Below are 21,861 nucleotides of genomic sequence, written 5' to 3' on the forward strand. Positions count from 1 at the left end.
TTACCAACGGCCGCAGCAGTACCAGCAACAGCAGCCGTACAATTACCAACGGCCGCAGCAGTACCAGCAACAGCAGCCATACAATTACCAACGGCCGCAGCAGTACCAGCAGCAGCCGTACAATTACCAGCGGCCGTACAATTACCAGCGGCCGCAGCAGTACCAGCAGCAGCAGCCGTACAATTACCAACGGCCGCAGCAATACCAGCAGCAGTACCAGCGGCCGAATTACACGCCTACGGGCAACGGCAATGGCGGCGGCTCACGTGGCCGGGATACACGACAGACCTGTCAATCGAACGCGCAGGGCCAGTCCTGCTCAGACGGTACGCACAACCGGTAGACGACCGTAGAAAACAGGTAATTGCGAAGGCCGCGGGCCGGCAGGCCCGCGGCCTTCGCGCGTCACTGCCGCCGCGCGAGTCCGGTCGCCTACGCTCCGCGCGGCACAGTTTGAGCGGCGACCGGCCCCACCTCCGGGCTCTCCACGTGCGGCCGGCTTCTACGCGCGCAGGCTCGCGGCGTCGGTTCGGCCGAGCTCGTCGAAGAAGCGCACGTAGGCGCGCGTTCCCCGGTCGAACGTCTGCAGGCGGAGGAACTCGTTCGGCGCGTGCACCAGATTGTCGGGCTCGCCGAAGGCGAAAAACACGAGCCACGTCCCGAGCTCCCGCTTGACCAGGTCTGAGACCGGCAGCGTCCCGCCGACGCGCACGCGTACGGGGTCCTTGCCGTATGTCGCGCGGAGCGCCTTCGCCGCGGCCGCCAGGCTCGGGTGCTCGGCCGGCATGAGGTACGGCCGGGCCTTTCCCTTGGACCGCGTCACCGTCACCGTGACACCCGCCGGCGCGTGGCGGCGAATGTGCTGCTCGACCGCCTGCGCGATCTGATCCGGATCTTGATCGGGCACCAGCCGGCACGTGATCTTTGCGTGGGCCTCGTTCGGCAGCACAGTCTTGCTGCCGTCGCCCTGAAAACCGCCCCACATTCCGTTGACCTCGAGCGTCGGGCGGATCCACGTGCGCTCGAGGGGCGTGTAGTCCGGCTCTCCGACGAACTGCGCGATGCCGAGCTCCTCGCGCAGCGCCGCTTCGTCGAACGGTACCCGCGCGAGCTCGCGGCGTTCCGCGGCGCTCAGCGTCCTGACCGCGTCGTAGAACCCGCCGACGGTGACCCGCCCGTCCGCGTCATGCATGCCGGCGAGCAGCGCGGCCAGCGCGTGAAGCGGATTGGCGACGGCCCCGCCGTAGGTCCCGGAGTGCAGATCGGTCGCGGCGCCGCGCAGATCGATCTGCAGGCCCGTGAGGCCGCGGTTCCCGAGCGCGAGCGACGGCGTCTCGACGTCCCACTGGCCGCCGTCCGCGCTCACCGTCACGTCCGCCGCGAGCAGCGCGCGGTGCTCGTGCAGGAACGGCGCCAGGTTTGGACTGCCGGTCTCTTCCTCGCCCTCGAAGAGAAACTTGAGGTTGACCGGCGGCCCGCCGGCGATGCTGCCGATCGCCTCGAGCGCGAGCAGCGGGATGAACAGACTGCCTTTGTCGTCACTCGCGCCGCGGGCGACCAGCCGGCCCTCGCGGATCGCCGGCTCGAAGGGCGGCGTCTGCCACAGCGCGACCGGGTCGACCGGCTGCACGTCGTAGTGTCCGTACAAGAGGATCGTCGGCGCCCCATCCCGCGCGGGCCACGCGCCGTAGACGACCGGGTTGCCGCTCGTCGGCATGATGCGGACTTCGGGCACGCCGGTGGCCCGCAGACGCTCCGCGAGCCACTCCGAGGCGCGCGCGATGTCCGGGCGGTGGGCCGGAAGCGCGCTGACGCTCGGAATGCGGAGGAAGTCCTGCAGTTCGGCGAGATGCCGCTCCCGCTGCTTGCTGAGGTAGGCGTCCGCCGCCGCGTAGTCCATCGCGCTCACTCCTTTGGCTCGCGCGCCCGGCCGTTGGCCGCCCGCGCGCCGAGGTGCGTGTGGAACCATCCGAGCAGGTGCGTCATCTCTTCGGTGCGGTGCCGGGGCTGCCCCGACGAGGACATGCTGTGGCTTTCGCCCGGGAAGCGCACGAACAGCGTCGGCGTCCCCTGCCGCCGGAGCGCGACGAACAACTGCTCCGCCTGTTCGATCGAGCACCGCAGGTCGTTCTCGCCGTGCAGGATGAGCAGCGGGGTCTTCATCTGGCGCACGTATGTGATCGGGGATCGCTCGAGGTAGAACTCCGGGGACTCCCACGGTGCGCCGGGGAACTCCCAGTCCGCCCCGTGATAGGCGATATCGCCGGTGCCCCAATGGTTGTAGCGGTTGCACGTGCTGCGCAGCGTGACGCCGGCCCGGAACCGCTGGGTGTGCCCGAGGATCCAGTTGGTCATGTAGCCGCCGTAGCTGCCGCCGCACACCCCGAGCCGGTCCGGATCGATCCACTCGTGGAGCGCCAGCGCGCGGTCCAGCGCCCCCATCAGGTCCTCGTAATCGCCGCCGCCCCAGTCGTGGTGGGTCGCCGCGAGGAAGGCCTGTCCGTAGCCGTGGCTGCCCCGCGGGTTCGTGTAGACGACGCCGTAGCCCGCGGCGCAGATGAGCTGCAGCTGATTCGAGAACGTGTGGCCGTACGAGCCGTGGGGACCGCCGTGGATTTCCAGGACCGCGGGCACGCGGCGGCCGGCGCCGGCCGGCTTCATCACCCAGCCGTCGAACACGTATCCGTCCGGGGTTTTGTACTCGAACCGTTCCGGCCGCGCGAGCGCCAGCGCGCCGGCCAGCGGCGCGTTCCACGCCGACAGGCGCCGGAAGGCCGCGGGGCGACCGCCGCCGAGCTCGGCGACCGCCACTTCACCCGGGGTGAGCGGGTCGGTCTCGACGCAGGCGACGCGGCGGCCCGCGGCGTCGAGCGAGCAGCCGATGAGATCGTGCTCTCCTGCCGTCTCGAGCCGGACGGCGCCGTCCGCGAGGGATGCCGATGCAACCTGGCAGTTGCCGCGCTCCGTCGTGAGAAAGTAGATCCGGTCGCCGCCCGGCGCCCAGGTGAGACCGCCCGAGCTCGGCTGCGAGCGCACGTCGCTCCCGATGTGATGTCCGATGTTCCCCTCGTAGCCGCCGGTTACGCACGCCGGCTCGGCCCCGTCCACAGCGGCGACCCAGAGGCGCACAAGGGTGGCCCCGCCGCATGCGCTGTCGTGGCCGAGATACGCGATCCGCTCGCCGTCTGGCGACCAGGCCGGCGTTTCGACGGCGCCGATGGTGCGCGTGAGGCGTCGCGGCGAGCCGGCGCCGTCCGCGCGGATGATCCACAGGTCGTTGCGCGGATCGAGATCCGCGTCGGGCAAGGCGTTGCCGGTATACGCGAGAAGGGCCCCGTCGGGCGACCAGACGGGCGCCATGTGATCGTAGTCTCCCTGGGTGATCTGGCGGGCGTCCCCGCCGGCGGCGGGAACAACGAAGATCTGTTTCCACCGGCCGTCCCAGAAGCCTTCGCCGTCCTGCTTGTAATGCAGCCGCGAGATGACGCGTACGTCGCTCTGCTCGGGGCGGCCCGCGGCCTCCGGCTTGCCGCTGAACGCGACCGACTTGCCGTCGGGCGACCAGGCCAGTTCCGCCGGCGCGAGCGAGCCCGAGGTCAACGGCCGCGCCTCGCCGCCGTCGATCGAGATCACCCAGGCCTGCTTCGTTCCGCCGCGGTCGGAAATGAAGGCGACCCGGGTGCCGTCCGGCGACCAGCGCGGCCCCGTGTCGCGGGACCGTGCGGTGGTGAGCTGTCGCGGCGCCGGCCGATTCGACTCCGAGGCCGCCGGAACCGGCACCAGCCAGAGGTGGATCTGATAACCGTTGGCGGGGTCGTCGACGATCGTGAGGGGACAGACGATCCGGCCGCCGTCGGGCGACAGGACCGGCGCGCCGGCCACTTTCCACTTTAAGATATCGTCGACCGCGATCGGACGCTTAGGGGGCGCTTCGGGGCGCGAAGACGTGGACAACCGTATCCTCCTCTCCCGGGCCGCGCGCGGTGCGCGCGCGCCCCGCGGAGGAAAGGATAGTTCAACGAGGGCGGTCTGGGTGCCTTGCCTGCCGCCTACGCGCCGAACGGGTGGGCGGTGAACTGGAAGTCGAGCGTCGCCTTGTCCTCGGTCTGCAGCATCATGATGCTCGGCGGATCGAAGCCGAAGTCCCTCATCAGCACCGTGGTTTCCATCGCGCCGGTCAGGGTGTCGCCGCTCAGCTTGAGCGTGCCGGTAAACACGGTGGGTTTGGTGACGTTGTGCACCGTGAGGTTGCCGGAGATCCGCACGCGGACGGTCTGGCCGGCGACATACGTCTTCGGCAGGCCCTCGATCGATGTAGCCATGAAGACGGCCGTCGGGTACTTGTCGGATTCCAGCCAGCGGCCCCGAATCGCGCTGTCGCGGTGCCGGCTGTCCGACGTGAGCTGGTTGACGTTGATGGTGATCGGCCCGATGCGGCTCTGATCCGGCCGTGAGCGGTCCACGTAGATATCGCCCTGGATGTCGTGCGTGACGCCGACCGCGACCTTGAACTGATTGTCGCGGAAGAACGTCTCGCCGACGTGGTACGAGGCCTCGGACACCTGCGGATCGATCACGAACCGCTGCGCGGCGGCCGGGACCTGGATCGGCGTGGCCGGCGCCGCGGCGGCGAACGTCCGCGGGACCGATGTGCCGCCCGCCGAACTCTGCCACATCGCGGCGGCCGCGACCAATGCGACGCCCGCGGCGACGATCGCGAGTCTGCCTTGCTTCATGCCGTCGTCCTCCTTGCGAGGTCACGCCACGTACGGCGCTCCCGTTTACTCTACCCTCGCAAACGCCGGGTGCCGCGGCTTCTGTTCCGCGGGACGGCGTTTATGAAGGATTATTCACAAGATCGCTACGAGCCGCTCACAGTGTGTGCGCCCTCACCCATTCGATCTGGGCGGTGCATGATCGCGCGCCGGCGCCGGCCAATCAAGGCGTGAGATTCCCATACGGAGGAGACCATGGCCGACGCGTTCGACGCCTCGGGGCACGAAGATAGGCCGACGCTCGAGATCGACCCGGAGGAGTTCCGGCGCCTCGCCCACCGGACGGTGGATCTCGTCTCGGACTATCTCGCCGGCATCCGCGGACGTTCCGTGTTTCGTCCGATGACCGTCGAAGAGCGCCGCGCGCTCCTCGAGCAGCCGCTGCCCGAGGACGGTCTTGCGCCGGAGGCGGCACTGCGCCGCTTCCAGGAATTCGTGCTCCCGCACCCGATGGGCAACGGGCATCCGCGTTTCTTTGGGTGGGTCAATGCGCCGCCGGCTCCGATCGCGGTGCTCGCCGAATTGCTCGCGGCGGCGATGAACCCGAGCTGCGCCGGCGGTGACCACGCCGCGATCTATCTCGAGCGGTGCGCGGTCCGCTGGCTGGCGGAGCTGCTCGGCTATCCCGCCGAGGGCGGGATGGGCCTGCTCACGAGCGGCGGGTCGATGGCGTCGCTCACCTGTTTGGCCGCCGCCCGTCACCACGCGGTCGCCGAGCTCGGGGGTGACGTGCGGAGCGCCGGCCTGCCGCAGGCCGGCCTGGTCCTGTACATGTCCGAGGAAGGGCACAGCTGCCTGCGCAAGTCGGCTGAGTTGCTCGGCCTCGGCGCGAACGCGGTTCGGACGGTGCCGGTCGACGCGGCGTGGCGGCTCGACGTCGCGGCGCTCCGGGAGGCGATCGCGCGGGATCGCGCCGCCGGACGCCGTCCCTTCTGCGTGAGCGCAAGCGCCGGAACCGTCAACACCGGGGCGATCGATCCGCTGGACTCGGTCGCCCGCGTCTGTGCGGAGGAACGTCTGTGGTTCCACGTCGACGGGGCGTACGGCGCGCCCGGCGTGCTCGACCCGTCCGCGGCGTCCCACTATGCCGGGATGGCCCGGGCCGATTCGCTGGCGATCGATCCTCACAAGTGGTTCTCCGTCCCCGTCGAGTGCGGCTGCGCGCTCGTCCGCGACGGCCGGCTGCTGCGGGACACGTTCAGCCTGGTGCCCCCGTATCTGCAGACCGAGGAGGGCAAAGGCTTCGGAGGCCTGCCGTGGTACTCGGAGTACGGTTTCCAGCAGACCCGCGGTTTTCGCGCGCTCAAGTTGTGGATGACGCTCCAGCATCTCGGGCGGCGCGGCGCCGCCGCGCACGTGGCGAGGCACACCGTCCTCGCCCGCCGGCTCGCCGGGATGGTGGAGACCGCGCCGGACTTCGAGTTGTCGGCGCCGGTCACGCTGTCGATCGTCTGCTTCCGGTACGTGCCCGACGGCTGGTCGCGCGACGACGCGCGCCTCGACGAATTGAACAAGACGATCATGCAGGAAGTCCAGGCCGGCGGAGAGGCGTTTCTGACCAACGCCGTCCTCCGCGGCCGCTTTGCGCTTCGCGCCTGCATCCTTCACTATGCGACGGCGGAGCCGGATCTGGTGGCGCTGCTCGACGTGATTCGGCAGGCCGGGCGGCGCCTGGCGGGACGCTGAGGGCTGTGCCCAACCCCGAGAGGCTAAGCACGTGGCGATCCAGGGTAACACCTAGAATAGTTAGCCATGCGGGTAAGCTATCGGGTCGAGGAAACCGAAGCGGGCACGATCATCAGCGTGTTCGACGATATCGATCTGGCCAATGCGAATCTGCTGGCAGATGCGCTCTTCAGCCTGATCGACACCCGTCGCGACATCGTGGTCGACTTTCGCGGCCTGCGGTACATCGACAGTGTCGGCCTCCACATTTTGCTGCGCGCCGGTCAGCGGGCGGAGCGCCTCGGCTGCGATGTGACCGTGGTGGCCGTGCGCCCGATCCGTCAACTTGTGGAGCAGATCGGGCTCGGCCGGCTGATGTCGATCGTGTCCGACATCCCGCCGTCGCATCAAGCACCGAAGACGGCCGCAGCGCCGGCCGCTGCCGCCGGCGTGCGTCCGAAGACGCCCGAGCCGAAGCCCGGCACGCCCGGCGAGCCAAAAAAGTCTACCGCGCCCTCGCGAACCGAGTCGTAGCGCGGACCAGTTCGGCGGCGATGCCGGGCTGATCGCCGGCGTGCCCCGCGCCGGCGACGACCACCAGCTCCGCGCGCGGCCACACCTTACTAAGATCCCACGCCCAGGCGATCGGCGCTCCGAAATCGAGACGGCCCTGCACCATGACGCCGGGGATGCCGGCGAGTGCACCGGCGTCCCGCAAGAGCACCCCGTCCTCGAGCCACGCGTCGCGCCGGACGTAGTGCGTCACGAGCCGGGCAAAGGCCATCGCGTAGACGGGGTCGGTGAATCGAGGGGACAGCCGCGGCGCCGGGGGCCACGTGAGTCCGGCGGACTCCCAGGTGCACCAATCGGCCGCCGCCCGCCGGCGGACTGCCGGATCGGCATCGTGAAGCAGCCGGTAATACGCTTCGACGATGTCGCCGTCGCGGTCCGCCGCCGGGAGCGCCGCGCGCAGCCGCTCCCATTCGGCCGGAAAGAGGACCGACGCGCCGCCGCGGAACCACCAGTCGAACTCCCGGCGCCGGCCCGTCGTCACGCCGAACAAGACGATCTCCGTAACACGCGCCGGATGCCGCTCCGCGTACGCGAGGGCCAGCGTGCTGCCCCATGATCCGCCCAGCACGAGCCACCGCTCGATTTCGAGGTGCCCGCGCAGCCGCTCGATATCCTCGATCAGGTTCGGGGTCGTATTGGCCGTGAGGCTCGTGGCCGGGTCGCTCGCGTGCGGCGTGCTGCGTCCGCACCCCCGTTGGTCGAAGAGTACGACGCGGTAGGCCGCGGGGTCGAAAAGCCGGCGGTGCCACGGGGCGCATCCCGAGCCGGGACCGCCGTGCAGGACCACGGCCGCCTTCCCGCGCGGATTGCCGCACGTCTCCCAGTACACGCGGTTGCCGTCGCCGGTGTCGAGCATCCCGCGCTCGTAGGGCTCGACCTCCGGGTAGAGCGGCGTCACCGTCGCGTCCCCGGCTGTCAGGCTAGAACACCCGCCCGCCGGCCGGCACGTCGCGCTCCGTGGAGAGGAGCACGACGCGGCCGTGCTCGTCCGGCACGCCGAGCACGAGCACTTCCGACGTAAAGCCGGCGATCCGCCGAACGCCGAGGTTGACCGCGGCGATGACCGAGCGTCCGACCAGTTCCTCCGCGCGGTACAGTCTCGTAAGCTGCGCGCTCGACCCGCGCGTGCCGAGGGGCCCAAAATCGATCGTCAGCCGGTAGGCCGGCTTCTTCGCCCCGTCGAGCGGCTCCGCGGCCGTGACCCGCCCCACGCGCAGGTCCAACGCTTGAAACGCGTCCAGCGGATCGATCGATGCCACCGCGTCCCCCTCCGTTGGCGGGCGTTCTTCTCACCAACAAGCGATGAGGGCGCGGCCGCCCGCCGCACCCTCATAGCCTACCGAAAAAAACCGAGCGGTGACCCTTAGGAGCTACCGCTCACGCGATCCCGCCGACGGCGACGGACCGTAATAGTAGTACGTGTAATACGGCGAGTAATACGGCCCGTTGTTGTAGTAGGTGTACGGCTGCGGCGGGCAGTTCGAGTACATCATCCCGCCGGAGTAATACGTCTGGCACGTGGCGCCGTAATACGGCTGCGGCCCGTAGTAGTTGTAATTGGCCACCTCCTCGTGGCACTCAATAGATTTTCGACCGCTTGACCCGCCCCGAAACCTGGCGGGGGTCGCAGCCGCGGGCGGCCGCGGCCCGGTCTCGAGAGACGGCCGGCGACGTCCGTTAAGTCATGTCGTGTTGTGTATAATACTTTGTTGAGAAATGCTGGACACCGGGTTTGTCATGACCGACGGGTCTGTCGAAATCATATTGATCGAGGACAACCCCGAGCACGCCGAGCTCACGGTGCGCGCGCTGAAGCGCCACCACGTGACAAACAACATCCGCGTGCTCCGGGACGGCGCCGAGGCCGTGGACGTGCTGCTGCCGCGTGACGGAAGCAATCCGCCGCCCGCGCGGCTGATCCTGCTGGACCTCAAGCTGCCGAAATTGGACGGCGTCGAGGTGCTGCGCCGGATCAAGCACGACGAGCGGACCAGAATGATCCCCGTCGTGGTGTTGACCTCGTCGGCGGAGGACCGCGACCTTACGGAGTGCTACCGTCTCGGAGTCAACAGCTATATCGTCAAGCCGGTCGATTTTCAACAGTTCTCCGACGCCGCCCGGTCGGTCGGATTTTACTGGATGTTGTTGAATCAGCTGCCCCCTGTGCCGGCGGACGCATGAGCGCGGCGCGATGAACGATTCCGTGCGGCCGCCGGGGCCCGGTTCGGGCGGGCGGCCGCTGCGCGTGCTCATCATCGAGGATGAAGCGGCGCACGCCGAGCTGGAAGTGCGGGCGCTGCGGCGGGCCGGCTTCGCCGTCGATGCGAAGGTCGTGGACACCGAGGCCGGCTACCTCGCCGCGCTGTCGGCCGATCTCGATCTCATCATTTCAGACAACAGCCTGCCGCGGTTTGACGCGTTGAGGGCCGCGGACGCGCTGCGGGAGCGCGGCCTCGACGTCCCGATGATCGTGGTCTCCGGGACCATCGGCGAAGAGGCGGCCGTCGAGCTGTTGAAGCGCGGCGTCGTCGACTACCTGCTGAAGGACCGCCTGGCGCGCCTCGGCGCGGCGGTGGCGCGCGCGCTCGACGAACGGCATCTCCGGCGCGAGAAGCGTCGCGCGGACGCGGAGCTGCAGGAGGCCTACGACTCCACCCTGGCCGGATGGTCCCGGGCCCTCGACCTGCGCGACAAGGAAACCGAGGGCCACAGCGAACGCGTCGCCGAGCTGACGCTGCGGATGGCGCGCATGATGGGGCTGCCCGAAACCGACCTGGTGCACATCCGGCGCGGCGCGCTGCTGCACGACATCGGAAAAATGGGCGTTCCCGACAGCATTCTGCTCAAGCCGGGTCCGCTCAGTCCCGACGAGTGGGCGCTCATGCGGAGGCATCCCGTGCTCGCGTACGAGCTCCTGGCGCCGATCGCCTACCTCCGGCCCGCGCTCGATATCCCTTACTGCCACCACGAGCGGTGGGACGGGACCGGGTACCCGCGCGGCCTGACGGAAACGCAGATTCCGCTCGCGGCGAGGATCTTCGCGCTTGCCGACACCTGGGACGCGCTGCGCTCGGACCGTCCGTACCGGCCGGCGTTCCGCAAAGAGCAGGCCGTCATCTACATCCGCGAGCAGGCCGGGCGGCATTTCGATCCTGGGCTCGTCGATCCGTTCCTCCAGTTGGTGGCCGGCGAACCGGAGGGCGCGGGCGGATCCTGAGGCCGCTGGCCCGCTACCTCAGGCCGGCCAGATCTAGACGAAGGCCCTTCACCACGATCCCGCCGCCCGGCTCGAAATCCGTCTCGGGTGCGCGCGTGAAGCCCATGCGCTCGTACATGCGGACCGCGGCCCGCATCATGTCCGTCGTGTGCAGCCCGAGCACCGGGGCGCCCATTTCGCGCGCGCGGCGCACGCACTCCCGCATCAACGCGCTCCCCACCCCGTGCCCCCGGGCCTCGGGCAGCACCGCCAACAGACGGACCTCGGGCCACCGGCCGTCCCCGCCGGCCGGCCCATACGCGCCCGCGGCGGGCGGGTAGAGCAGCACGCTTCCGACGACGAGCCCGCCGCGCTCGGCGACGATGCGATCTTCCGGACCCTTCGTCTCGAGCGTGGCCAGCAAATGGCGCCGGTACGCGAGCCAGAACGGCTCCGGGATCGCCAGCGCGTATTCTTCGTAGGCCGCCAGCGTCACGTTCCGAATCGCTTCGCGGTCCTCGTCGCGCGCGCTGCGGATCTGGATTGTCGTCATGACACCCTCAACTCCGGCTTCGGCGTTCTAGTGTTCGATGATCGCGGGGGTTCCCGGCGTCGCGCGGATTTTCCCCGGTAGAAACGGCACGGCGAGCAGCGCGCCGAAAAAGAACAACGCGACGACCTGAAAGCCGTGCTCGAACGAGAGGACCGCGGCCTGTCCGGTGATGACGCGGTCGAGAACGGCCAGGGCCTGCTGTTGGGCCGCCGTCGCGTCGCTGCCGCCGCGCACCATTAGGGCCGTCACCTGATGCGCGGCCTGCGCCCACGCGGGATGGTCGGGCCGCGCCTGCTCCGCGAGGCGCGCGTGGAACAGGGTCGTGCCGCGTTCGAGCAGCGTCGTGATCACCGCGGTCCCAAACGATCCGCCCAACTGGAGGATCAGGTTCATGAGACTCGCCGCCCCGATCGCCTTGGGCCGTTCGACGGCGTTGAGCGCCGCGGACATGAGCGGGACGACCATCATGGGGAACGCGAGTCCGAGCAGCACCATTGGGAGCACCACCTGAGGGTCTCCCGCGTCGAGCGTCCAACGAGACATCAGGATCATCGACACGCCGGCGAGCGCAAGCCCCGGTCCCACGACAAACCGGGGACCGAGGAGGCCGGCGATCATCCCTCCGATCGGCGAGACGGCCATCGACACGAGCCCCCGGGGGAAGAACTTGAGACCGGTCTGCAGGGCGGTGTAGCCGAGCCCCTGCTGCAGGAACAGCGAGACGAGGATCAGGCCGCTGAAGAGGCCGAACCCGACGACGCCGACGCTGAGCCACGCGGCGACGAACGCGCGGTTGCCGAGAATGCGCAGATCCACGGCCGGCGTTTCCGTGCCGAACAATTCCCAAACGACGAACAGGAGCAGTCCCGACACGGCGGCCAGGGTGAGTCCCCATACCAGCGGGGAGTCGAACCACTCCCACCGATTGCCCTGCTCCAGGGCGACCACGAGACTCGACAGTCCCACGGCCATGAAGCCGACCCCCACAAAATCGAACCGCGTCCGCGGCGCCTGGCTCAAGGCGGTCTCGCGGATAACCGCGGCCACCAACGCGAAGCCGAGCAGCCCGACCGGGAGGTTGATGAAGAAGATCCAGCGCCACGTGTAATTGTCGGTGATGAACCCGCCGAGCAGGGGACCGACGGTCGGCCCCACCAGCAGCACCAAGCCGTACAGACCGGCTGCGAGTCCCTGCTGCTTCGGCGGGAAGGTCTCTCGCAATATCGACTGCTCGGTGGGACCGAGGACCCCGGCACCCATCCCCTGCAGCACGCGGGCGGCGATGAGGACCGGCAACGTTGGCGCGATCCCCGCCAGGAAGGACGCCCCCACGAACACGAGGAGCCCAGTCTGGTAGACGCGTTTACGCCCGAACGCGGGACCCAACCATCCGGTGAGCGGCAGCACCACCACAATTGCCGCCAAATAGGCCGTGGTCATCCAGGCCGCCTCGGTCACCGCGACCCCGAAGGTGGCCTGGACGTGGGGCAGCGCCACGTTGACGATTGAGGTGTCGATCGTGCCCATCAGCGTGCCGAGCGAGATCGCCGCGGTGACGAGCCACTTATTCGGCGCGTTCATCGGCGTGCGCCGGCAACGGCACCGCGGGCCGGTCCCGGCCGCCTCGTCGTGTCGACCGTCGCCTCGACGGAGAGCCCGACCTGGAGGTCGTCGGGAGCGTCGTCCAGGGCGACGCGCACGGGCACCCGCTGCACGACCTTGGTAAAGTTTCCCGTGGCATTCTGGGCCGGCAGAAGCGAGAGGGCCGCGCCGGTGGCCGGCCCGAGTTGCTCGACGTGGCCGCGGAAGGTGCGGCCCAGGAGATCGACCCGGATCGTCACGGGCTGTCCGATCCGCACGCCGCCGAGCTGGGTCTCCTTGAAGTTGGCCTGCACCCACCGGCGCGACGCGAACACGAGCGTGAGCAGCGTCTGACCGGGCTGGACGACCTGGCCGGGCTGCACCGGAACGTCGCTCCCCACGAGCCCGTCGTCGGGGGCAAAGATCGTCGTGTACTCCAGCTGCTGGCGCGCGGCGGCGAGTTGGGCCGCGGCCTGTGCCACCCCGGCGCGGGCGGTGGCCAGTTCCGCCTCCCGCTGCGTCACCACGTCGAATCCCGCGCGGGCGGTCGCGAGCCCCGCGGCGGCCTGGTCCTGCTGCGCGATCGCGGCGGTGACGTCGAGCCGGCGGATCGGCACGCGGAGCTGCGCGGCCTGAGCCTGTGCAAGCGCCGCGCGAGTCTGGCTCACGGCATCCACCGCGCTCTGTTCCTGCGCGGCGGCGGCGGCGTACGCGGCCTGAGCCTGATCCACCTGCTGCGAGGCAATCGCGCCTTCCGCGAAGAGCTCGCGTGCCCGCGCGAGGTCGTTGCGGGACTTGTCGAGATTAGAGCGCGCCGAGGTGACCTGGGCGGTGGCCGCGGCGAGTTGGGCTTCGGCCATCGAGATCGATTGCCGGACGGTCTGATCTTCCAGCGTGACGGTCGTCCGGCTTTGCGGAACCCGTGCGTCCGCCGCCGCCTGGGCGGCCTGCGCCTGCGCGAGCGCCGCGCCGGCCTGATGCTGCTGGGCATTCAGGGCGGCATCGGCCTGCCGCACCCGCGTCTCCGCGGCATCAAAGGCGGCCTGCGCCTGCTGGAGGGCGATCCGCGCATCCACTGGGTCGAGCTCGACGAGCGGCTCCCCCTTGTGGACGTGCTGGTATCCCCGCACCAGCACCCGGCCGACCCGGCCGAAGACCTTCGCGCTGATGATGGTGGTGTCGCCCTGGACGAAGGCGTCGTCGGTGCTCGGATGGGTTCCGGCGTAGCCGAAGTAATGAACGGTGTAGAACACAGCGGTGGCGATCACCGCCAGAATCACCCCGAACAGCCACCCGCGCACCCGAGACCCCGGACGCGTGCGCGTCCCAGCGGCGGCCGGATCTGCGCCGCCGCGATCGCCGTCCGCCGCGCCCTCGCGGGGCCGCATCGCCGGGTTCGTGGCGGGCGTCGGGGCCGCGCCCGTTCCGTTTACGCTGGCTGGCTCGATGGCAGGCATTGGTTGGCACCCCACTCTCACGGACAATTAACTTGTGATTTGCAAGTGAGCCGAGGTTACCACGGGTACTTGCAAAATGCAAGTATTTTGTGCATACTGAGATCTATGGAACGGGAGCCACGCTCGAACTGTCCGATTTCACTCGCGCTGGAAGCGATCGGCGACAGGTGGAGTCTGCTGATCCTTCGGGACGTGATCGCCCGGGGAAAGCAGCGCTATCACGAGTTCCTGAGCTCCGAAGAAGGCATTTCGACGAATATTCTGGCCGACCGGCTCGTCCGGCTCGAGCAGCAGGGTCTGATCACCAAGTCCGGCGATCCAGACGACAAGCGGCAGTTTCGGTATTCTCCGACACAGAAAGCGCTGGATCTGCTGCCCGTGATCTACGAGATGGGGCGGTGGAGCGCGAAGTACGACTCTCGAACGGACGTGACAAATCCGTTCTTCCGGCGGATGAAGGCCGGCAAAGAGGGATTCATGAGGGAGATCGTGGCTCGGTTCGAGGGCTCTCGCGCTCCTACTCCAAGAGGGCGGCCGCGGTCTCTCGCGCGACGGGCAGGTCAGGCTGAGCATAAGGGTTAAGCATGGAACCTGTTATCGTCGGCCTGATCCGCTAAGTTCGTACTCGGCCACGAGTCGGCGTACCGGAGCGGCCTCGCGGGGAGCCCCCGGACGCCGCGCGACGGCCAGGCCGGCCAGCACGAACGCCGCGCCCGCGACTTTGAACGGTCCGAAGTCCTCGCCGAACAAGAGCCAGGACGTGATGCCGCCGGCGACCGGCACGAGGTACATGAACAGCGACGCCCGTGCAACCCCCATGCGGCCGATCGTCCAATTCCACAGCGTCCATGCCACGTAGACCGGTGCGATCACCGTCCACGTAAAGGCGGCCCAACCCGCCGCGTTGACGGCCTCCCAGGGCCGTTGGAACAGCGACGGGACGAGCGCCAGCACGACGGGAACCGTCCCGATCGTCAAGGTGTAGGCCATCATCGCGGGCAGCCGGTAGCGAGAGAGCAGCGGTTTGCTCGCCACGGTATAGCCGGCGAAGAACGCCGCCCCGGCAAGGCTCAGCACGTCGCCGATGCCGTTCCCGCCCGATCGCAGACGGAGCGCCGGCAGGATGAACACCGCCACGCCGGCGATCGCCATCAGCATGCCGGCGTACTGGCCCGGACCGATCGGCTCGAGGCGCAGCGCGCGCAGCAGGGCGATCGCGAAGAGCGGTGCCACGGCAATCAACAGGGCGTTCGAGAACGGCGTGGTGTAGCTCAGCCCGAACGTGCTGAGCGGGATGTAGAACGTGTAGCCGAGCACGCCGGCGAGCGCCAGCGCGGGCAGATCGCCGGCGCGGAGCCCGATCGGCTCACGGGTCCTCATGCGCTGATAGACCAGCACCCCCCAGCTCAACGCGAGCATGCCGAGATAGCGCAGGCACATAAACGCGGGCGCGCCGAACTGCTCCAGCGCGACCTTCTGGAACGCGAAGCTCACGCCCCATATCGAGACCACAAGGAGTGCGACGAGATCTGCGCTGGCCGGCTGACGCTGAGCGGGCGTGGTGTCCATGCGTGGAGCCTAACCCGAACCGGGGACACGCCGCTATCCGATTTCGCCGGCAAATTCCGTGCGGCCGGCGCGGGTTGCATGGGCGCCTCCCGGGGCGAGCAAGGTTGTAAAATTGAGTGGTCGTTCGCCCGTTTGACCATGCCGGACCTTTGAGGTCGTGTGGCGATGTGTAGAAGCATCAAACCGCTGTTCAATTATCAGCCCGCGGCGACCGCCGACGAGATTCGGGCGGCGTCGCTGCAGTTCGTCAGGAAGATCAGCGGGTTCGCCAGGCCCTCAAAGGCCAATGAAGCCGCGTTCTTGGCGGCGGTGGACGAGATCGCCGGCGCCTCCGCCCGCCTGCTCCGTTCGCTCGAAACCGCGGCACCCCCGAAGAACCGCGACGAGGAGGCCGCCAAGGCGAGGGCCCGCGCCGCGGAGCGGTTCGGTGCGCCCGCGCCGTCCAGGCACTAGCGGTCCTTCGGTGCGCAGCGTGGCGCGGCGGGCGGTCCCAACGGCGCGGTGATCGTCCACCTCCTCGACGGCACCTACGAACTGTTCCGTCACTTTTACGGCCTCCGCCGCTTCACCCGCGGCGACGATCCGCCCCTCGGCGCCGTGGCCGGCGTGCTGCACACGGTGCTGCAGATGATCGAGACCGGCGCGACCCATCTCGGGGTCGCGACCGACCACGTCGTCGAGTCCTTCCGCAACGGCCTCTGGCCCGGCTACAAGACCGGCGCGGGTATGGAGCCGGCGCTGCTCGCGCAATTCCATCCGCTCGAAGACGCGCTGGCGGCGATGGGCGTGGCCGTCTGGCCGATGGTCGAGCTCGAGGCCGACGACGCGCTGGCCTCGGCGGCGCATCTCGCATCGGCCGACAAGCGTGTGGAGAAAGTCTCCATCTGGACGCCCGACAAGGACCTGGCGCAGTGTGTCCGCGGCACCCGGGTGGTGCAGGTGGATCGCCGGAGCCAGAAGATCCTCGACGCGGCCGGAGTGCGCGCGAAGTTCGGCGTGGACCCAGGCCTGATCCCCGATTACCTCGCCCTGGTCGGCGATCCGGCGGACGGGTATCCGGGGCTTCCGGGAATCGGTCCTGTCCGGGCCGCGCGGCTCGTGAATCAGTATGGAGCCATCGAGAATTTTCCGGTGGCTGCGCTCTCAGAGGATGCCCGGCGCACGGCTCTCCTTTTCAAAGATCTCGCGACGCTTCGGATCGACGCGCACCTTTTCGACAATGTGGATGACCTGCGGTGGTGCGGTCCCACAAAGGCTTTCACCGCGTGGTCGGAGCGCCTCGGGGACCCTCGCCTGCTGAAGCGTTCCCTCGCGGCGCCGGCCGGTTAGGGCCTACGTGGGGTGCTCAAGCGCGCGGTAACGGCGGATGAGATCGGCGACCGGCCGTAACGGCAGCACAGGCGCCACGCTACCGGCGCGCCCGACGATCTCGGTGGCGGCGCACAAGGCGTTGACGATGGCTTCCTCCGTCGCCTCGACCGCGCCGTCGAACAACCCCGACGTGGCTGCGTTGTCCACGTCGCGCAGGTCGTGCACCGTTTGTCCCATGACGTACCGGTTGCCGGTCGAGAACGCGATCGAGAAATCGCCGCTGCCGTTGTGCGCGGTGGCGCCGGTGCGCGCCAGTCCGAGATGCGCGCGCCGTGCCAGCCGGGCGAGCTGCCGGCTGAGCAGCGGGGCGTCGGTCGCCACCACCATGATGATCGACCCTTGCTGCACCCAACTCGGCTTCGGGGCATCGAGCAGCCGTCCCACGGGCACGCCGTCGATCCGGAGCAGTTCGCGCACGCCCGTATTCGCCGCCACGAGCGCGCCGACCGTGTAGGTCGCGTCGCCCACCTGGACGCTGCGGGACGCGGTGCCGATGCCCGCTTTGAACTGGAAACAGACGAAGCCGGTGCCCGCGCCGACCGATCCCTCGGCCACGGGGCCGCCGGCGGCGCTCCGCCATGCCTCAGCCGTCTCGCGCTCGCCCATCGGCCGGCCGACGAGGTCGCTCAGTTGGGCATCGGAGCACTCGGCCACGAGCGGATGCACGTAGCCGCCGCCCCGGCCGACGCGTGGATGGCGCCGCGTGGTCTCGCCGATCACCGCGTCGGCTACGCGGGCGACGTTGAACGACCCCGTGATCATGATCGGGGCGTCGAGCATACCCATCTCGTCGACGAACTCCCGGCCGAAGATCTCGCCGCTGCCGTTCAACACTTCGATCGCGGCCGGCACCCGGCGTTCGTACAGATCCTCGCCGTGCGGCACGATCGCCGTTACCCCGGTGTTGAACGGCCCTTCCCCGTGCGGGCCGGGCTGCCGGCCGTCCCGCCGCGTGTAGTGTCCCACCCGCACCCCGGGCACGTCCGTGATCGCGTTCAGCGGACCGGTCGGGAGGCTTCCCAGCGTCAGCCCCAGGTCGCGAAACCGAGACCGCCCGTCGCCCGCCGCGTCCATATCCCTGACTTGGCCGAGGCGAGCAGGCCGTTCCTGCAGGCACGGTTCTGACGCTGGCGGCCGGTCGCCGACGTCTATGCCGGAACCCGGCTGGCTCGAGACGAGCCTAGGCGGCCCGCGGTAGATCGCGCAGCAGGCGCGCCGCGCCTTCGCGCAGCTGGTACGCCTCGTACGGGTAGCCGAGCCGCTCGAGATCGCCGGCAAGGGCGATCAGCTTGAGAACGGCATCCGACCGGCCGATGCGGGGCAGGTCCGCGAGTGCGCCTGTGGCGGGTAGGGAGAGATCGTCGCTGGTCATCTTGGTGTGAGAATACGGCGAGGCCGTGAACTTCTTATTGCGTAGTTATGTGGAAGCTGTGCGGATGGAGCCCGCAGGCAGCGGGCACCGCAGCGCCCGATAGCGTCCCGGGGTGAGTCCGAACGCGGATGTGAAGGCGCGCGTGAAGTGCGCTTGGTCGGCAAAGCCGGCGTCGCACGCGATCTCCGCAAGAGGGCGCGCCTGGTGGATCGCCTCGCGCGCGCGTTCCAGCCGGCGCATCAGCTGGTAGCGGTGCGGGGCCGTCCCGAGCAGGACGCGGAACTGCCGGGCCAGGTCGTAGCGCGTGAGCCCGCTGGCCGCCTCCAACTCCGTTGAGCGCACCGCGCGCGACCGCTCGGTGTCGAGGATCTGCCGGGCGCGCTCGACGGCGGCGGCATCGACTCGCCGCGAGATCGCGGGCACCTCGCCGGCGCGTTCAGCGGCGAGCAAGCCTTCCGCCAGCTCCACCACGAGGCTGTCTGCGGCCAGCGGCTCCAGAGGCGCACGGAAGACCTCGCGGATGGCGCGGGCGAGCCGCGCGTTCGTCGACACCGCCTCGCGCAGGAAGGGCAGCGGATACGGCCGCCCGCTTACGGCCCTCATCGCATCGGCCAGCCGGCGGGGTTCCACGTAGACGATCCGGTATCCGAAGCCCTCGGCGGTGCCGGCGCGGCCGTCGTGGAGTTCGTCGGGATACAGCACGGTCACCTGGCCGGGCAGACTCGCGTGAACGGCGCCCCGGTAGTCGAAGACCTGCACGCCGGCCTCGGTCACGGAGACGGCGTAGGTGTCGTGCCGGTGCTTCCGGTAGGCCCGGCCGGCAAACCACGCGCGGAACAGCTCGACGCCGTCCACCGGCCCGGCGCTCGTGATCCACTCCCGCCCGGGCTCCCGGCACGATCGTTCAAGACCTTCGCCCGCTGATCTGGTTTGCTTGAGCCGCATGACTCCGTCCTCGAATACACAATGACTACCGAGCGGGCCGTGGCGTTCCTGCTCTTCGCCGTGGTGGCCGCCGGCACGCCCGGCCCGAGCAACGTCATGCTGACGGCTACCGGCGCGCAGGTCGGCGTCCTCCGTGGGCTGCCGTGCCTCCTCGGCCAGATCACCAGCATGGGCCTGATGCTCTTCTTCGTCCTCTCGGGGCTCGGGAGCCTGGTCCTCGGCCACCCGGCGGTGCTCCGGGCGCTCCACTGGGGCGGTGCCGCGGTGCTGCTCTGGCTCGCGTGGAAGATCGCGAGCGCCTCGGGCGCGGTCGATGCGGCCGGGGGCCGCCGGTCCCTCGGGTACCTGGACGCCGCCGCCTTCCAATGGGTGAATCCCAAGGCGTGGCTGGTCAGCGCGAGCGCGGCCAGCACCTTCCTCACGGCGAAGGCGGGAAGCCCTGTCGCACAGGCGGCCTCGCTTTCCGCGCTGTTCGTCGTGGCGGCGCTGCCGAGCTGCTTCCCGTGGCTGGCCTTCGGCGCCGCGGTGCAGCGTCTGCTGCGGACGCCGCGCCGCCTGCGCGTGTTCAACGTCACGATGGGCGCGCTCCTCGCGCTTTCCATCGTGCTGATCATTCGCTAAGGGGTAATAGCGGACAAGTCACGGAGGGATTCCATGGTTGCATCTGGAACAGCCGCGATCTTCGAAGGTCTGACAACGCCGCACGTCGCCGACGCCTGCCTTCGCAGCGGCGTGGACGTGCGCTGCGCCCCGTCCGACGTTCGGGCGCTCGGCCCATCCGGCCGTGTGGCGGGCCGGGTCCGGCCCGTGCGGCATTACGGCAGCGTCGATATTTTTCTCGAAGCGCTCGAGCAGGCATCGCCGGGCGAGGTCATGGTGATCGACAACGCGGGTCGCCGGGACGAGGCCTGCGTGGGCGACCTGATCGTGCTGGAGACGAAACTGGCCGGGCTCGCGGGGATCGTCATCTGGGGATTGCATCGGGACACGCAGGAGCTTCTCGAGATCGGGCTTCCGGTCTACAGCCTCGGCGATTGTCCCACCGGACCGCTCCGGCTCGACCCACGCGAGGCCGACGCGTTGGTCTCGGCCCGAGTCGGCGCCTTCGCCGTCGGCGCCGCCGACATCGCGATGGCGGATGCGAACGGCGTGCTCTTCGTGCCGGCGGCCCGGGCGCAAGAGATCGCGGCGCTCGCCGGTTCGATCCGGGAGACCGAGCGCGCTCAGGCGGAGAAGATGCGCCGCGGCACGTCCCTGCGCGCGCAGCTGCGGTTCTCGGATTTCCTCGCCCGGCGCTCTGAGAACCCGGCGGTGACCTTTCGCGACCACCTGCGCCGGATCGGCGGCGCGATCGAAGAATAGGAGCGGGCGACATGCTGACCTCGATCGGGGAGTTCGCGCGCTACTTCGAGGGAATTCGCCGCCGCACGTGGGCGGCGGTGGACCGCGTCACCCCGGAGATCTTGGAGTGGCGGCCCTGGCCGCAGGCGCTCAGCTGCGGGCAGATCATCCGCCATCTCGCGGGCGCCGAGCGATTCTTCGTCACCAAAGTCGTCGAGGACCGGTGGACCGACGCCCTCGATCCGGGACCGAGCCTCGACCTCGCCGCGACGCGCGCGCTGCTCGCCGCCGCGCACGAGGAACAGGCGCCGCGCCTGCTCGCCGTTCCCGACCGGCGGCTGCGGGAACGCGTCAAAGACCTCGCGGGCGGCGACGTCAGCGTTTGGCGTCTTCTGATGGCCATGGCCGAGCACGAGATCCACCACCGCAGCCAGCTCAGCAGCCGGTTGTCGGCCGGGGGCATCGGCGGCACGCAACTCTTTGGCTACCGGATGGAGGAGGTCATCGCGCGTGCGCGCACGGAGCCTCGCGGGCAGAGAGGAAGCAATGGCGGCCTTCCAGCCTGAAGACGTGGACTTCGAGTCCCGCGTCCGCGCCAGTTTCCGTCGCCAAGCCATCATGGAAACGATCGGCGGGGTTCTCACGCGCGTCGCGCCCGGCGAGGTCGACATCGAGCTGTCCTTTCGCGACTCGCTAACGCAGCAGCACGGTTACGTCCACGGCGGCATCATCACGGCGATTGCGGACAGCGCATGTGGATACGCGGCACTCACGCTGCTGCCGGCGGGCGCCGAGGTCCTAACTGTGGAGTACAAGATCAACTTTCTGGCGCCGGCCCGTGGTGCGCGGTTCGTGGCGCTTGGCCGGGTCATCCGGCCGGGGCGTACGATCACGGTCTGCCGAAGCGACGTCATTGCGGCGGACGCCGACACCCGCGTAACGGTCGCCTCGATGCTGGCCACGATGATTCGATCGCGGCAGACAAGCTGATCGCGGCCGCTTAACTCACCGCTTGCTTCACGAGCGCGGCGATCCTTGCTTCGTCGGCTGCCGTCATCTCCTTCAGCGCGAAGGCGGTCGGCCACATGTTGCCTTCGTCGAGCTTCGCCTTGTCGCTGAAGCCGAGCGTCGCATACCTCGTCTTGAACTTCTGCGCGCTCTGAAAGAAGCAGACGATCTGGCTGTCCTTGGCATACGCGGGCATCCCGTACCAGGTCCTCGGCGAGAGGACGGGCGCGCTGGCCTTGATGATCGCATGCAGCCGCTTGGCCATGACGCGATCCGGTGCCAACATCGCGGCGATCTTCGTGAGCACGGCGCTTTCCCCGTCCGCCTTGCTCGCGCCCGCCTTCAGTTCTCGGACGCGCTCCCTCATCGCGGCCCGCTCCTCGTCCGTGAAATTGGCGGATGTCTGGGCACGCTTCTTTGCAGCTTTCTTCTCAGCCATGGTTAGGTCACGCCTC

The 21,861-nt window shown here is 69.2% G+C and carries 26 protein-coding genes; 11 read left to right on the forward strand and 15 right to left on the reverse strand.

Annotated elements, in window-relative coordinates; genetic code table 11:
- The 4 genes from VKT83_12530 to VKT83_12545 all read right to left on the reverse strand — a co-directional run.
- Nucleotides 1-202: hypothetical protein (locus VKT83_12530; protein ID HLY23282.1), on the reverse strand; the 202-nt coding region annotated here is incomplete at its 3' end.
- A 300-nt stretch (nt 203-502) separates the two neighbouring features.
- Nucleotides 503-1,900 (reverse strand): dipeptidase, encoded by a 1,398-nt coding sequence (locus VKT83_12535; GenBank protein ID HLY23283.1) that lies wholly within the window; start codon nt 1,898-1,900, stop codon nt 503-505.
- A 5-nt stretch (nt 1,901-1,905) separates the two neighbouring features.
- A complete protein-coding gene (locus tag VKT83_12540) occupies nt 1,906-3,954 on the reverse strand; it encodes a S9 family peptidase (protein ID HLY23284.1) in 2,049 nt (682 codons plus the stop codon).
- Nucleotides 3,955-4,049: 95 nt separating this feature from the next.
- On the reverse strand, nt 4,050-4,736 hold the full coding sequence (locus VKT83_12545; protein HLY23285.1) for a YceI family protein: 687 nt from the start codon (nt 4,734-4,736) through the stop codon (nt 4,050-4,052).
- Between the two features lie 234 nt (nt 4,737-4,970).
- On the opposite strand from VKT83_12545, the gene VKT83_12550 reads away from it, so the two are divergent.
- The gene (locus VKT83_12550; GenBank protein ID HLY23286.1) at nt 4,971-6,461 is read left to right on the forward strand and encodes a pyridoxal-dependent decarboxylase; all 1,491 of its coding nucleotides are present in this window, start codon (nt 4,971-4,973) and stop codon (nt 6,459-6,461) included.
- A gap of 66 nt (nt 6,462-6,527) precedes the next feature.
- Complete coding sequence (locus tag VKT83_12555; protein HLY23287.1) at nt 6,528-6,974, forward strand: STAS domain-containing protein; 447 nt, start codon at nt 6,528-6,530, stop codon at nt 6,972-6,974.
- On the opposite strand, the gene pip is transcribed toward VKT83_12555, so the two are convergent.
- The 3 genes from pip to VKT83_12570 form a co-directional block, all read right to left on the reverse strand.
- Entirely contained in the window at nt 6,946-7,911 is a 966-nt protein-coding gene (gene pip / locus VKT83_12560) for a prolyl aminopeptidase (GenBank protein ID HLY23288.1), read from the reverse strand. The two genes, VKT83_12555 and pip, sit on opposite strands and share 29 nt — an antisense overlap.
- A gap of 22 nt (nt 7,912-7,933) precedes the next feature.
- A complete protein-coding gene (locus VKT83_12565; GenBank protein ID HLY23289.1) occupies nt 7,934-8,263 on the reverse strand; it encodes a tRNA-binding protein in 330 nt (109 codons plus the stop codon).
- Nucleotides 8,264-8,383: 120 nt separating this feature from the next.
- Nucleotides 8,384-8,578: a hypothetical protein gene (locus VKT83_12570; GenBank protein HLY23290.1), complete on the reverse strand. Its 195-nt coding sequence runs from the start codon at nt 8,576-8,578 to the stop codon at nt 8,384-8,386.
- A gap of 172 nt (nt 8,579-8,750) precedes the next feature.
- Here VKT83_12570 and VKT83_12575 point away from each other — a divergent pair, with 172 nt between their 5' ends.
- Together VKT83_12575 and VKT83_12580 are read left to right on the forward strand one after the other, a co-directional pair.
- On the forward strand, nt 8,751-9,194 hold the full coding sequence (locus VKT83_12575) for a response regulator (GenBank protein ID HLY23291.1): 444 nt from the start codon (nt 8,751-8,753) through the stop codon (nt 9,192-9,194).
- Between the two features lie 10 nt (nt 9,195-9,204).
- Nucleotides 9,205-10,230 (forward strand): HD domain-containing phosphohydrolase, encoded by a 1,026-nt coding sequence (locus tag VKT83_12580; protein HLY23292.1) that lies wholly within the window; start codon nt 9,205-9,207, stop codon nt 10,228-10,230.
- A 13-nt stretch (nt 10,231-10,243) separates the two neighbouring features.
- On the opposite strand, the gene VKT83_12585 is transcribed toward VKT83_12580, so the two are convergent.
- From VKT83_12585 to VKT83_12595, 3 genes are read right to left on the reverse strand one after another with little or no spacing between them, the layout of a single operon-like run.
- Entirely contained in the window at nt 10,244-10,762 is a 519-nt protein-coding gene (locus tag VKT83_12585; GenBank protein ID HLY23293.1) for a GNAT family N-acetyltransferase, read from the reverse strand.
- Between the two features lie 27 nt (nt 10,763-10,789).
- Nucleotides 10,790-12,343: a DHA2 family efflux MFS transporter permease subunit gene (locus tag VKT83_12590; GenBank protein HLY23294.1), complete on the reverse strand. Its 1,554-nt coding sequence runs from the start codon at nt 12,341-12,343 to the stop codon at nt 10,790-10,792.
- Nucleotides 12,340-13,731, reverse strand: a complete 1,392-nt coding sequence (locus VKT83_12595) for an HlyD family secretion protein (GenBank protein HLY23295.1) — start codon at nt 13,729-13,731, stop codon at nt 12,340-12,342. Before VKT83_12595 ends, VKT83_12590 begins: the two co-directional genes overlap by 4 nt.
- Nucleotides 13,732-13,905: 174 nt before the next feature.
- Here VKT83_12595 and VKT83_12600 point away from each other — a divergent pair, with 174 nt between their 5' ends.
- Nucleotides 13,906-14,382, forward strand: coding sequence for a helix-turn-helix domain-containing protein (locus VKT83_12600; protein ID HLY23296.1), 477 nt, complete (start codon nt 13,906-13,908; stop codon nt 14,380-14,382).
- Between the two features lie 12 nt (nt 14,383-14,394).
- Here the strand turns inward: VKT83_12600 and VKT83_12605 are convergent, their stop codons facing one another.
- On the reverse strand, nt 14,395-15,369 hold the full coding sequence (locus VKT83_12605; GenBank protein HLY23297.1) for a DMT family transporter: 975 nt from the start codon (nt 15,367-15,369) through the stop codon (nt 14,395-14,397).
- 165 nt (nt 15,370-15,534) lie between these two features.
- On the opposite strand from VKT83_12605, the gene VKT83_12610 reads away from it, so the two are divergent.
- Nucleotides 15,535-15,822, forward strand: coding sequence for a DUF2277 domain-containing protein (locus VKT83_12610; GenBank protein ID HLY23298.1), 288 nt, complete (start codon nt 15,535-15,537; stop codon nt 15,820-15,822).
- Nucleotides 15,823-15,870: 48 nt separating this feature from the next.
- Nucleotides 15,871-16,698, forward strand: coding sequence for a 5'-3' exonuclease H3TH domain-containing protein (locus VKT83_12615; protein ID HLY23299.1), 828 nt, complete (start codon nt 15,871-15,873; stop codon nt 16,696-16,698).
- Nucleotides 16,699-16,701: 3 nt separating this feature from the next.
- On the opposite strand, the gene VKT83_12620 is transcribed toward VKT83_12615, so the two are convergent.
- The 3 genes from VKT83_12620 to VKT83_12630 form a co-directional block, all read right to left on the reverse strand.
- Nucleotides 16,702-17,814 (reverse strand): P1 family peptidase, encoded by a 1,113-nt coding sequence (locus VKT83_12620; GenBank protein ID HLY23300.1) that lies wholly within the window; start codon nt 17,812-17,814, stop codon nt 16,702-16,704.
- Nucleotides 17,815-17,920: 106 nt separating this feature from the next.
- Nucleotides 17,921-18,112 (reverse strand): hypothetical protein, encoded by a 192-nt coding sequence (locus tag VKT83_12625; protein ID HLY23301.1) that lies wholly within the window; start codon nt 18,110-18,112, stop codon nt 17,921-17,923.
- A 45-nt stretch (nt 18,113-18,157) separates the two neighbouring features.
- The gene (locus VKT83_12630; protein ID HLY23302.1) at nt 18,158-19,057 is read right to left on the reverse strand and encodes an AraC family transcriptional regulator; all 900 of its coding nucleotides are present in this window, start codon (nt 19,055-19,057) and stop codon (nt 18,158-18,160) included.
- 21 nt (nt 19,058-19,078) lie between these two features.
- Between VKT83_12630 and VKT83_12635 the strand changes: the two genes are divergently transcribed.
- From VKT83_12635 to VKT83_12650, 4 genes are read left to right on the forward strand one after another with little or no spacing between them, the layout of a single operon-like run.
- Nucleotides 19,079-19,678 carry a LysE family translocator gene (locus VKT83_12635; GenBank protein HLY23303.1) on the forward strand — a complete coding sequence of 200 codons (600 nt, stop codon included), beginning with the start codon at nt 19,079-19,081 and terminating at the stop codon, nt 19,676-19,678.
- A 33-nt stretch (nt 19,679-19,711) separates the two neighbouring features.
- The gene (locus VKT83_12640; protein ID HLY23304.1) at nt 19,712-20,419 is read left to right on the forward strand and encodes an RraA family protein; all 708 of its coding nucleotides are present in this window, start codon (nt 19,712-19,714) and stop codon (nt 20,417-20,419) included.
- An 11-nt stretch (nt 20,420-20,430) separates the two neighbouring features.
- A complete protein-coding gene (locus tag VKT83_12645; GenBank protein ID HLY23305.1) occupies nt 20,431-20,964 on the forward strand; it encodes a DinB family protein in 534 nt (177 codons plus the stop codon).
- Complete coding sequence (locus VKT83_12650) at nt 20,945-21,388, forward strand: PaaI family thioesterase (protein HLY23306.1); 444 nt, start codon at nt 20,945-20,947, stop codon at nt 21,386-21,388. The genes VKT83_12645 and VKT83_12650 overlap by 20 nt, the downstream gene beginning before the upstream one ends.
- A 10-nt stretch (nt 21,389-21,398) precedes the next feature.
- Here the strand turns inward: VKT83_12650 and VKT83_12655 are convergent, their stop codons facing one another.
- Nucleotides 21,399-21,845 (reverse strand): DUF1801 domain-containing protein, encoded by a 447-nt coding sequence (locus VKT83_12655; GenBank protein HLY23307.1) that lies wholly within the window; start codon nt 21,843-21,845, stop codon nt 21,399-21,401.
- Nucleotides 21,846-21,861: the final 16 nt, after the last annotated feature.

It is taken from the genome of bacterium, from assembly GCA_035308905.1.
Taxonomy (GTDB): domain Bacteria; phylum Sysuimicrobiota; class Sysuimicrobiia; order Sysuimicrobiales; family Segetimicrobiaceae; genus DASSJF01.